At 73.4% G+C, this 11,648-nt stretch carries 11 protein-coding genes; 7 read left to right on the forward strand and 4 right to left on the reverse strand.

All coding sequences use genetic code 11. The features are described from left to right. Positions 1-75 precede the first annotated feature (75 nt). The 3 genes from F7P10_RS32285 to F7P10_RS32295 form a co-directional block, all read right to left on the reverse strand. Complete coding sequence (locus tag F7P10_RS32285; RefSeq protein WP_151015224.1) at positions 76-747, reverse strand: AIM24 family protein; 672 nt, start codon at positions 745-747, stop codon at positions 76-78. A gap of 95 nt (positions 748-842) precedes the next feature. Beyond that, positions 843-1,730 (reverse strand): glutathione S-transferase family protein, encoded by an 888-nt coding sequence (locus F7P10_RS32290; protein ID WP_151015226.1) that lies wholly within the window; start codon positions 1,728-1,730, stop codon positions 843-845. A gap of 86 nt (positions 1,731-1,816) precedes the next feature. Then, positions 1,817-2,866: a dihydrodipicolinate reductase gene (locus F7P10_RS32295; RefSeq protein ID WP_151015228.1), complete on the reverse strand. Its 1,050-nt coding sequence runs from the start codon at positions 2,864-2,866 to the stop codon at positions 1,817-1,819. Positions 2,867-3,115: 249 nt separating this feature from the next. Between F7P10_RS32295 and F7P10_RS32300 the strand changes: the two genes are divergently transcribed. Both F7P10_RS32300 and F7P10_RS32305 read left to right on the forward strand, forming a co-directional pair. Beyond that, on the forward strand, positions 3,116-4,018 hold the full coding sequence (locus F7P10_RS32300) for an SDR family oxidoreductase (protein WP_151015230.1): 903 nt from the start codon (positions 3,116-3,118) through the stop codon (positions 4,016-4,018). 4 nt (positions 4,019-4,022) lie between these two features. Further along, positions 4,023-4,829, forward strand: a complete 807-nt coding sequence (locus tag F7P10_RS32305) for an enoyl-CoA hydratase/isomerase family protein (RefSeq protein WP_151015232.1) — start codon at positions 4,023-4,025, stop codon at positions 4,827-4,829. A 56-nt stretch (positions 4,830-4,885) separates the two neighbouring features. Here the strand turns inward: F7P10_RS32305 and F7P10_RS32310 are convergent, their stop codons facing one another. Next, a complete protein-coding gene (locus F7P10_RS32310; protein ID WP_151015234.1) occupies positions 4,886-5,725 on the reverse strand; it encodes a sirohydrochlorin chelatase in 840 nt (279 codons plus the stop codon). Positions 5,726-6,051: 326 nt separating this feature from the next. Here F7P10_RS32310 and F7P10_RS32315 point away from each other — a divergent pair, with 326 nt between their 5' ends. From F7P10_RS32315 to F7P10_RS32335, 5 genes are all read left to right on the forward strand, one after another. Continuing rightward, positions 6,052-8,625: a nitrate- and nitrite sensing domain-containing protein gene (locus F7P10_RS32315; protein ID WP_254716139.1), complete on the forward strand. Its 2,574-nt coding sequence runs from the start codon at positions 6,052-6,054 to the stop codon at positions 8,623-8,625. Next, positions 8,622-9,068: a roadblock/LC7 domain-containing protein gene (locus F7P10_RS32320; protein WP_151015236.1), complete on the forward strand. Its 447-nt coding sequence runs from the start codon at positions 8,622-8,624 to the stop codon at positions 9,066-9,068. Before F7P10_RS32315 ends, F7P10_RS32320 begins: the two co-directional genes overlap by 4 nt. A gap of 1 nt (position 9,069) precedes the next feature. Next, on the forward strand, positions 9,070-9,465 hold the full coding sequence (locus F7P10_RS32325) for a DUF742 domain-containing protein (RefSeq protein ID WP_151015237.1): 396 nt from the start codon (positions 9,070-9,072) through the stop codon (positions 9,463-9,465). Next, entirely contained in the window at positions 9,446-10,051 is a 606-nt protein-coding gene (locus F7P10_RS32330; protein WP_151015239.1) for an ATP/GTP-binding protein, read from the forward strand. The genes F7P10_RS32325 and F7P10_RS32330 overlap by 20 nt, the downstream gene beginning before the upstream one ends. A gap of 408 nt (positions 10,052-10,459) precedes the next feature. Beyond that, on the forward strand, positions 10,460-11,641 hold the full coding sequence (locus F7P10_RS32335) for an ROK family transcriptional regulator (protein ID WP_254716140.1): 1,182 nt from the start codon (positions 10,460-10,462) through the stop codon (positions 11,639-11,641). Positions 11,642-11,648 lie beyond the last annotated feature (7 nt).

Here is an 11,648-nt window from a genome sequence, read left to right on the forward strand (position 1 = left end):
GTGTCTTCCCCGCGTCCCCCGCGTCCCCCGTGCCCCTCGTTCCCGTCTGCCTGGCCGCTGGACCCGCGCCCAGGACTAGTGCGTGTGCTGGGGGACCGTGGGGCCTTCGCTGGCCTGGACGAGGACGAAGCCCTGGCCCTGGTAGGCGAGCTGCATGGCCTCGCCGCTGCCGCGGCCGATGAGGGCGCCGGCCTTGAAGGTCTTGTTGACCCCGACCTGGAGGCTGGTGCTCCACGCGACGGCGGACTGGCCGTCGACGAAGGTGGGCGCGCGGCCGCAGTCGAGCATGACCGGGGTGCCGTGGGTGGTGAGGGCGACCCAGCCGGTGCCCTGGAGGGTGGTGTTGAACAGGCCGCCGGCGGCGATGCCCGCGCCCTGCACACGCTGGATGTCGGACTGCAGGTGCGAGTCGTAGGCGAGGATGTTCGCGCCGTTGACGGTGAGGCCCTCGTTCTCCAGGTAGAAGAGGTGGATGTCGTCGGCGTCGTTGGCCACGAACAGCAGGCCCTGGCCGCGTACGCGCATCGTGGGCACGCCCTCGCCGGTGATGGCCTTCTTGAGGAACTTGCCCATGCCGCCGGAGCCCTCGTAGTCGAACTCCATCTGCCCCTGGAAGGCGACCATGGAGCCCTGCCGGGCCAGGACGTCGCCGTTGAGGTGGATCCGGAGCATCTTGGAGTTCTGGAGGGTGAAGTGGCCGGGGAGCTGCTGTCCCTGGTCCATGTTCCCGAAGAACTGGCTGCGCATGGTCGGGGCCTCTCGTTACTGGGGATATCTCCGGTTCCGCAGCATAACGAGGGGTCGGGACGGATGGTGACCGGGTTGTGATCTCCGTCCCGCGGTCACGTCCAGTCGATGGCCGGGCCCTTCGGGACGATGCCGGACGGGTTGATGTTGGGGTGCGTCACGTAATAGTGGCGCTTGATGTGGTCGAAGTTCGTCGTCTCGCCGAACGCGGGGATCGAGTACAGGTCCCGCGCGTAGGCCCAGAGGTTCGGGTAGTCGGTGAGGCGGCGGAGGTTGCACTTGAAGTGCGAGTAGTAGACGGCGTCGAAGCGCGCGAGGGTGGGATAGAGCCGGACGTCGGCCTCGGTGACGTCGTCGCCGAAGAGGTAGCGGCGGTCGGCGAGGCGTCCTTCGAGGCGGTCCAGGGTGTCGAACAGCGCGTCGAACGCCTCGCCGTAGGCGTCCTGCGAGGTGGCGAAGCCCGCCTTGTAGACGCCGTTGTTGACGGTCCGGTAGACGAGGTCGTTCAGCTCGTCGATCTCGGGCCGGAGCGCCTCGGGGTACAGGTCGGGGGCGCCGGGGGCGTGGAGCGCGGCGAACTCGGTCTCGAACGTCGTGGTGATGTTCGGGAAGTCGTTGGTGACGAGGCGTTCCGTCCGGACGTCCCAGATGCAGGGCACCGTGTAGCGGCCCACGAAGGACGGGTCGGTCGCCAGGTAGAGCTCGGACAGGAACTCGGCGTTCGTGACCGGGTCGCGCTCGGGGAACCGCCAGCCGCGCTCGTCGCGGATGGGGTCGACGACGTTGACGGCGATGGCGTCCTCGAGGCCGAGGAGACGGCGGACGATCAGCGTGCGGTGGGCCCACGGGCACGCGTACGAGACGAACAGCCGGTAGCGGCCGGATTCGGCGGGGAAGCCGGACGAACCGTCGGCGGTGATCCGGTCGGTGAAGCGGTTCGGCTGCCGGACGAACCGGCCCCCCTCGACCTCCTGCACGGACATGCCGATCCCTCCTGCGTCGTCGGAGACGAGACCTCGCCCGCCACGATAGCCGGGCCGCCCCCGAACCGGGCGCGCGCGAGCCGGGGCTAAGCCTGCATCCGGCCGGAGAACGCCGGCAGGTCCAGGTACGTGCGGACGCCGGGGGCGGCGGCGCACACGGTGGGGATCGCGTTGAGCGCGTGCGCGGCGGCGGCCGACACCTCGTCGGACACCCAGGCGTCGTCGGTGGTGAGGGCGAGGGAGGGGCGGCCGTCCACGCGGACGGAGTGGCCGGGGTCGCCCCATTCGGGGACGCGCGCGGCGTCGGCCTTGTAGATGACCTCGGCGGTGATCGCCGGACGCGCGCCGGTGAGGCCGCTGAAGGTCCAGCGGGCGGCCGCGACGGTGCCGCGCGGGATGCGGCCGGCGGCGATGTCCAGGTCGGTTCCGGCGAGCCGGTAGTCGACGTCCACGTCGATCTCGTCGAGGTCGGCGCCGAGCCCGGTCGCGACCAGGTGGAGGCATTCGGAGTAGAGGGCGCGCATCGCGGTGCGGGCCGGGCGCAGGGAGCGCAGGAAGGCCTCCTCGTCGCGGCCGAAGCCCAGCCGGTCGTGGACGAGCCCCCAGGACGGGTGCCGGGAGAGGTCCGAGCACTCGCGGGAGTACACGTGGGTGATGCGGCGGACCAGCCGCGCGAGCACGAGGGGGAGGACGTCCGCCATGAAGCCGCCGTTGAAGCCGGTGCCGTACAGGGACGTGCCGCCCTTCTTGCACGCCTGCTCGAGGTCGGCGACGAGGTGGGGGCCGTGGGCCTGCGGGTAGACGAGCCCGTTGGTGCAGACGACGTTCTTGCCCGAGGCGAGGAGGGCGCAGACGGTGTCGGTGTCCTCGAGCGGCGGGCGTCCGGGCGCGTACACGACGCAGTCGGCGTCCAGGGCGAGGATCTCGGCCGGGTCGCGGGTGGCGCGGACGCCGGTGGGCGGGCGTCCGGCGAGGGTGCCGGCGTCGGCGCCGTCCTTGTCCGGGCTGTGCACCCAGACGCCGGCCAGTTCCATGTCGGGACGGTCGAGGACGCCGCGGATGACGCTGCGGCCGAGCGTTCCGCTGGCCCACTGCACGACGCGATGGGGGCGGGCCTCGTGGTCGGTAGGGCTCATGGGCTGCTCCTCGCGGCGTCGAACGGGCGAGCCGATGGGGGAGGAGACTACGCCGGGCGTCCGGCGGATTACGACGATTGACGCAACTTTCCCTCGGTGTCCCATCGTACGCGGGACTGCGGTCCCGTCCAGGCGGGAAGGAACCACCGGGGGGCCGATCCCGAGCGGGATTCGGTTAGGTGGTACCACTTGGTAACCCCTGGGTGATTACCTGGGGTCGTAGTCGGTGCTCGATGTGAGGAGACACAGATGGCGGAACTGCGCTACGACGGCCGGGTCGCGGTCGTCACCGGTGCGGGGCACGGGCTCGGCCGGCAGCACGCGCTGGAGCTGGCCTCCCGCGGCGCGAAGGTCGTCGTGAACGACCTGGGCGGCGACCGTTCGGGCGTCGGTGCCGACGCCGGCCCGGCGCAGCAGGTCGTCGACGAGATCAAGAAGAACGGCGGCGAGGCCGTCGCCAACCCCGACAACGTCGCCACCCCCGAGGGCGCGCAGGCGATCGTCCAGACCGCGCTGGACACGTTCGGCAAGGTCGACATCATCGTCAACAACGCCGGCATCCTGCGCGACAAGTCGTTCAAGAACATGACCCCGGCGGAGTTCGACGCCGTCATCGCCGTGCACCTGCGCGGGTCGTTCCTCGTCTCCAGCGCCGCGTGGGCGCACCTGCGCGAGCAGGGCTACGGACGGATCGTCAACACCTCGTCCCCCGCGGGCCTGTTCGGCAACTTCGGCCAGGCCAACTACGCGACGGCCAAGATGGGCCTGGTCGGGTTCACCAAGACCCTCGCGCAGGAGGGCGCCAAGTACAACATCAAGGCCAACGCGATCGCCCCGGTCGCCTGGACCCGGATGACCGAGGACCTCCTGCCCGCCGACTTCGCCGACAAGCTGGGCGTCGACCAGGTCACGCCGCTGGTCGCCTACCTGGTGCACGACGAGGTCGCGGACTCCGGCGAGGTGTACACGGTCGGCGGCGGCCGCATCGCGAAGATCTTCGTGGCGGAGGGCCCCGGCTACGGGCAGAAGACGACGCTGTCGGTGGAGGACGTCCGGGACAACTGGGCGGCGATCAACTCCGCCGACCCGCTGACGGTCTTCAAGAACGTCGGCGAGCAGATGGGCCCGCTGATCAAGCAGCTGAGCTCCTGAGCCGTTGAGCGGGCTGAAGCTCGACCGGCGGGACGGGGTCCTCACGATCACCCTCTCCCGGCCGGACCGGCTCAACGCCGTCGACGGCGCGCTGACCGAGGAGATGCTCGACGTCCTCAACGGGCTGATGCGCGACCCGGCCACCCGCGTCGTCGTGCTCACCGGCGAGGGCCGCGGGTTCTGCTCCGGGATGGACATCCAGGGCGGCGGCGTGGACGGCGGCGAAGGCGAACCCGAGGAGGGCCGCGTCCAGCGGCTCTACCGGGGCATCGCGAACGGCGGCGAGGTCACCGCCCGGCTCCGGGAGATCCCGCAGCCGGTGATCGCGGCGCTGCACGGACCGGTCGCCGGGATGGGCGTGTCGTGGGCGCTGGCCTGCGACCTGCGCGTCGCCGACCCGACCACCCGGTTCGTCGTCCCGTTCACCGACCTCGGCCTGTCGGCCGGGGACTGCGGGCTGTCCTGGCTGCTGCCGCGGCTGGCCGGCCCCGCGAAGGCCGCCGAGATCTCCTACCGGGCGCAGCGGCTGGACGCGCCGCGCGCCCTGGAGCTCGGGCTGCTGACCGAGATCGTCGACGCGGGCGCCGACCTCGCGGGCGCGCACGCGCTCGCCGACGAGCTGCTCACCAAGTCGCCGTACGGGCTGCGGCGCACGAAGGAGCTGCTCAACATGGCGCTGGACGCGCCGGGGCTGCGGCGGCAGCTCGCGGCGGAGACGGGCGTGCAGACGCTCGCGTTCTTCAGCGAGGACCTCGCCGAGGGAATGACCGCGACGCTGCAGAAGCGCCGCCCCGAGTTCAAGAACCGCTGACGAGCGCGGGGGGCCGCGGCGGGACGACGTCCCGCCGCGGCCCCCCGCGTCGTGCGTCAGTCGGCGAGGGCAGTGGCGAGCGCCTCGACGTAGCGGAGCGCGGCGAGCCGGGCCAGCGCCGGGTGGGCGCCCAGCGGGGCCGCCTGCGCGGCGCCGACGGCGGCTCCGGCGGCCGCGACCCAGCCCGTCTCCGGCTCGATGCCGATCAGGTGCGGCGCGATCGCGACCGACGCGGCGCCCGAGGCGCGCAGCTGCTCGGCGACGGCCTTCACCGCCGCCTCGTCCGCGAGCGACGCGGTGAACACGGGCGCGGCCAGCCGGGACGCCAGCAGGACGCCGGTCACCTCCGCCTGCCGCACCGCGTCGGGACCGCCCGGCGTGGCGACGACGAACCCGGACGCGGCCGTCACCATCGTCATCATCCGGATCCGGTCGGCGCGCGCGAGACCGGCGTCCGCGAGCCGGTCGTGCAGCGCCTCGGCGATCAGCGGGTGCGGGCCCAGCGGTTCGGCGGCGACGGCCGGGACCGGCGCGTTCGCGACGGCCGCGCGGACCGCGCCGTCCAGTGCCGGGTCGGGGCCGGTGGACAGCGGTACCACCACTGCGGCGAGCTCGCCCTCCTGCCGCGGCAGCCCGGCGAGGATCCCGTGCAGGGACGCCTCGTTCCCCTCCAGGTGCCCGACGTGGGCACGCTGGCCGGTGTGCTCGATCTCGACGAGCCGGGCGAGCTCGTCCGCGATCTCCGTGCCGGGGCGCCGGGCGCCGGGAACGGCCAGGACCAGCGCGGGGGATCCGGGGGGCAGCAGGAAGGACTCGTCGCCGCGATGGCGGCCGCCACGGGGGGCGCGGCGGCGTCGCGACGGAAGTGCGTCGGATGCCTGGCTTTCGGGACTCACGGCGGGCATCGTAACGTCCCGCGCCGCAACTGTCGGCGTCCCGGCCTGATGAGGCGGTATCTGTGACCCGGTCGTGAGGCGGGGGAGACAGAGGCGTAGTACCGGGAGATGGCCGAAATCGCCGGTCCCGTTACCATCACGAGACCCTCAGCGGGCTCGCCGCCGGCGCGGCCGCACGGCCGCGATGACGCTCGGTCGCCGATCACCCCGAACCCGTGACGTAGTAGGCTCCGCAGACCCCCGTACACGACGCATCGGGAGGTTTCCCCCCGCATGTTCCACCCCCGAGTGCCGAGACCCGTCCCCGTCAGCAGGGGCGGCCGACTGTGACGGGCTCGCGTTTCTCCTCCATCCGGTCGCGGATCACGCTGCTGGTCCTCGCGCCGATGCTGGCCGTCGCCTCGCTCTGGGCGTTCCTGACCGCCATCACCTACGGCGACGCCAACCAGCTCCTGCAGGCGCGGGCGTTCCAGGAGAAGGCCGTGCAGCCGACGCAGCAGCTCATCGACGCGCTGCAGAAGGAGCGGCGGCTGTCGATGACCGCGATCGGCGCGGGCGGGCCGGAGCTGCACGACCAGCGGCTCGCCACCGACCGGGCCGCCGCGTACGTGCGCTCGGGCGCCCGGGACGACGGGCTGCGCGAGGACCTCCTGCCCCAGGTCGTCTCCCGGTGGGACACGCTGGTGAGCGGGCTGCGGTCGCTGGACGCGATCCGCGCGGGCGTCGACCGGGCGACCGACGACCGCGCCGCCGTCCTGCGGCACTACACCTCCCTGATCGACGCGGGGTTCGCCGTCTACACCGCCACGACGCCCGGCAACGGCGAGATCACCGCCGACGCGCAGACGCTCGTGCTGATGGGCCGCGCCCGCGAGTTCCTCGCCCGCGAGGACGCGCTGCTGGCCGCCGGGCTCGCCGACGGACGGCTCAGCGCCGCCGAGCGCGGCGAGTTCGCGCAGCTCGTCGGGGCGCAGCGGTACCTGTACGCCGACAACGTCAAGAACCTCCCGGCCGCGGGACGCGAGGAGTACGAGAAGTTCGCCGCGTCGGACGCGTTCCGCCGCCTGCGCGCGCTGGAGGACCGCGTCGTCCACGGCGCGCCCGCGCCGTCCCGCCCGTCCGGGAACGCGGCCGGGACCGCCGGGCGGGCCGCCGCGCCGCTCGTCGATCCCGCCGAGTGGCGCGCCGCCGCCGACGCCGCCAACGCCGGACTGTTCGAGCTCGAGAACAGCGCCCTGGAGAGCCTCACCGGACGGGCCCGCGGCATCGCCATGGACGTGTTCGTCCGGCTCGGCGTCGCCGCCGGGCTCGGGCTGCTCGCGGTGGCCCTGTCGGTGTTCGTCGCCGCCCGCGTCTCGCGGCGGCTGGTGCGCGAGTGCCGGACGCTCGCCGACGCCGTCGTCGAGTTCACGCAGCGGCGGCTGCCGGGACTCGCCGAACGGATCCGCGCCGGACGCCCGGCCGAGGCCCGCACGCTCCGCGACGAGGACTTCCGCATCAACGAGGTCCGGCAGATCGCCGAGTCCTTCGACCGCGCCCACGAGGCCGTGATCATCGCCGCCGAGGGCGAGATCGCGGCCCGCCGCGGCATCAGCGAGGTCTTCGTGAACCTCGCGCGCCGCAACCAGGCGCTGCTGCACCGGCAGCTCAGCCTGCTCGACACCATGGAGCGCCGCACCGAGGACCCGGCCGAGCTGTCGGACCTGTTCCGGCTCGACCACCTCGCCACCCGCATGCGGCGGCACGCCGAGGGCCTGGTGATCCTCGCCGGCAAGACCGCGGGCCGCGGCTGGCGCCGTCCCGTCCCGCTGGTGGACGTCGTGCGCGGCGCGGTCGCCGAGGTCGAGGACTACCCGCGGGTCCGCGTGCAGCCGCTGCCGCGGGTGTCGCTGCTCGGCTCGGCCGTCGCCGACGTCGTCCACCTCCTGGCCGAGGTGGTGGAGAACGCCACCACGTTCTCGCCGCCCCAGTCGCCGGTGCGGGTCAGCGGCCACCCGGTCCCCAACGGGTTCGCGATCGAGGTCGAGGACCGCGGGCTCGGCATGACCGAGGAGGCGCTGCGCGCCGCGAACGCCCGGCTGGCCGACCCGCCCGAGTTCGACCCCACCGACAGCGCCCAGCTCGGCCTGTTCGTCGTGGCGCGGCTCGCCGCACGGCACGACGTCCGCGTCACGCTGCGCCCGTCCCCGTACGGGGGGACGACCGCGATCGCGCTGATCCCCGGCGCGCTGCTGGTGGAACCCGCCGAGCAGGAGCCGTCCCAGCGCCGGATCAGCGGGCCGATGCCCGCGCTGCAGCCGGCCGCGGCGCCGGCGGCGGGGGCGCACGCGGGGGAGGAGACGGGCGGCGTCGTCCGGCTCGTCGCCGAGGCGGAGCCCGTCCGGCCGGAGGCCGTGCCCGAACCCGCGCCGGAACCCGCGCCCGAGGCAAGGCCCGAGCCGCTGCCCGAGCCGCCGCGCCCGGTGCCCGAGCCGGAACCCGAGCCGCCGCTGAAGGAGGGCGAGCTGCCCAAGCGCAGGCGGCAGACGCACCTGGCGCCGCAGCTCAAGGAGCGGGTCGACGCCCACCTGGCCGCCGAGGGCCGGACGCCTCCCGAGCCGGCCCCGCCGCCGTCCCAGGCGCCCGCGTGGTCCGTGCCGTCCGTGGGCCGGCACGCCGGACCGCCGGACGCACCGCCCGGCGCACCGCCCGTCCGTCCGGACGAGCCGGAACCCGCGGCGCCGCTGGCGGCGCCCGTCCCGCAGGACGCGGCCCAGGACCCGCCCGAGGGGCGCTCGCCCGAGACGCTGCGGTCGATGATGTCGGCCATGCAGCAGGGCTGGCAGCGCGGACGGGACGAATCGGCGGCCGACGAACAGACCCCGCAGAACCGAGGCGACCAGGAGGACGACACCCCATGACAGATGCCCAGCACTCCGGCGCGGAGCCCGCTGGCGGCGCCGGCGGTGACCTGAACTGGCTGCTCGACAGCCTCGTCGACCGCGTCGCACCCGTCCAGAACGCGGTGGTGCTGTCGAGCGACGGACTGCGGATGGCCGCGTCGCGCGGGCTCGCCCGCGAGGAGTCCGACCACCTGTCGGCCGTGGCGGCGAGCTTCCAGAGCCTCGCCCGCGGCGCCGGCGAGTCGTTCGGCGGCGGCCCGGTCCGGCAGACGATCGTGGAGATGGAGTCGTCCTTCCTGTTCGTCACCGCCGCCGGGCGCGGAGCCTGCCTGGCGGTGCTCGCCGACGCCGACGCCGACCTCGGGATCATCGCCTACGAGATGGCGATGCTGGTGACCCGCGTGGGCCAGCACCTGTCCGCCGACCCCCGCGTCGCCGCGGCCGAACCGGGCGGCGGCTGACATGGAGCGTTCGGAGGGGGCGGCCTGGTACGACGACGCCGCCGGGCCCGTCGTCCGTCCGTACGCGCTCACCGGCGGACGGACGGACCACGACGACGCCGACCAGTTCGACATGGTCGCCCTCATCGTCGCCGTGCCCCGCCCGGAGGACGGCCGCGGCGACGCGTCCGGGTGGGCGCCGGAGCCGGAACATGACATGATCTTGGAGCTTTGCCGCACCCCGTTGTCGGTTGTCGAGATAGCGTCGGATCTGGAACTTCCCCTCGGAGTCGTCCGGGTCCTGCTCGGCGACCTGCTCGACCACTCGCTGATCGAGGTTCGACGCCCCGCGCCGGTGGCGCAGTTCCCCAGCGAGCGCGTACTCAAGGAAGTGATCGATGGAATCCGTGCGCTCTGACGCGGTCGCCTCGGCGGGCGACTCCGCGCTGACCGTGAAGATCCTGGTCGCCGGCGGCTTCGGCGTCGGCAAGACCACCCTGGTGAGCGCGGTCAGCGAGATCCGGCCGCTGCGCACCGAGGAGGCCCTCACCGAGAAGAGCATCGGCATCGACGACACCAGTGCCGTCGCCGCCAAGACGACGACGACCGTCGCGATGGACTTCGGCCGCATCACGCTGCCGAACGGCCTGGTGCTCTTCGTGTTCGGAACCCCCGGCCAGGACCGCTTCTGGTTCATGTGGGACGAACTCGCCAAGGGCGCCCTCGGCGCGGTCGTGCTCGTCGATACCCGCCGGCTGGCCGACTGCTTCGCGTCCGTGGACTACTTCGAACGGCGCGGCGTCCCGTTCATCATCGGGGTCAACCGGTTCGACGGTACGGGGCACCACTCGCCCGAGCAGATCCGCGACGCCCTGGACCTCGGCTCGAACGTGCCGGTGATCTCCTGCGACGTCCGGGACCGCGAGGACGCCAAGCGCGTCCTCATCACCCTCGTCGAGCACATCATGCGAACCATGAGCTCGCAGCGCGCGGTCACGTACTGACGGCGCCGCGGGGCCCGCGCGCCCCGCGGCGACGACCGACGACGGCGGCCTCGGCTCCGGGCCCTGACGGGCCCTGCACCGAGGCCGCCGTCGTCGTGCGCGCGTTCCGACTTCTCCTGCCCCGGGACGTTGCAGGCGAAAGCAGGTCCGGTGATCGTCTGGCGCCCAGCCCCGTGACCTGATCCGGCCGGCGTGCGCCGGTCGGGTTCTCGCCGGTCCGCGGATCGCTCGCGCGGCGCCGTCCGAGCATCTTTGTCCTCTGAGTGGAAAAAGTCCGGACGATCTCACGAAAAGGTCTTCTCAACGCGGCGAAAGCCGGTTACGTTCTCGGCACGACCGGCGCGGCCGGCCCGCTCGGGGCCGGGTCCGTGGAGTCCGGTGCGTCGTGGACCCGGAGGGACAATGCGCATGACGGCTCGTCCGCAGAACGTGCATCAGGCACGACTGCTGCGGCTGCTGCGCGACGAGGGGCCGCGGTCCCGCGCGGAGCTGGGGGACGTCGTCAAGCTCTCGCGGTCGAAGCTCGCGGTCGAGCTGGACCGGCTCGTCGAGCTGGGCCTCGTCGAGGGGGCGGGGCTGGCGGCGTCGCGGGGCGGGCGGCGGTCGGGCATCGTGCGGCTGTCGCCGCGGCTGCGGTTCGTCGCGTTCGACATCGGCGCGACCTCGATCGACGTCGCGGTGACCGACGGAGAGCTGGAGCTGCTCGGGCACGTCAACGAGCCGTGCGACGTGCGGCAGGGCGCGACGGTCGTCCTGGAGCGGGCGCTCGACCTGCTGGGCAAGCTCCGGGACGAGGGCCTGATCGACCAGGTGCACGGGACGGGCATAGGCGTCCCGGGACCGGTCAGCTTCCGCGACGGCATGCCGGTCGTGCCGCCGATCATGCCGGGCTGGGACCGGTTCCCGGTGCGGGACGCCATCGGCCAGGAGCTGGGCTGCCCGGTGCTCGTGGACAACGACGTGAACCTCATGGCGCTCGGCGAGCTGACGTCCGGGGTGGCGCGGTCGGTGGACGACTTCCTGCTCGTCAAGATCGGGACGGGCATCGGCTGCGGCATCGTCGTGGACAAGGCGATCTACCGGGGCGTGTCGGGCAGTGCCGGAGACATCGGCCATATCCGGGTCGACGACGACGGGCCCGTGTGCGCGTGCGGCAACACCGGGTGCCTGGAGGCCTACTTCGGCGGCGCGGCGCTGGCCCGGGACGCCACGGCGGCGGCGACGTCCGGCGAGTCCGTGCATCTGGCGGAACTGCTGGAGGCGCACGGCGAGCTGACCGGCGAGCACGTGTCGGCCGCCGCGGCGGCGGGGGATCCCGCGGCGGTGCGGATCATCCGGGAGGGCGGGCGGCACGTCGGCCAGGTCCTCGCCGGCCTCGTGAGCTTCTTCAACCCCGGACTCGTGATCATCGCGGGCGGCGTCGCGGGGCTCGGCCACACGCTGCTGGCCGAGATCCGCGGCGTCGTCTACCGCCGGTCGGCACCGCTCGCCACCGGCAACCTGCCCATCGTGCTGTCCGAGCTCGCCGGTGCCGCCGGCGTGGTCGGCGGCGCGCGGCTCATCAGCGACCACGTCTTCTCCACCGCCTAGGAGTCCC

It is taken from the genome of Actinomadura sp. WMMB 499 (assembly GCF_008824145.1).
Taxonomy (GTDB): Bacteria; Actinomycetota; Actinomycetes; order Streptosporangiales; family Streptosporangiaceae; genus Spirillospora.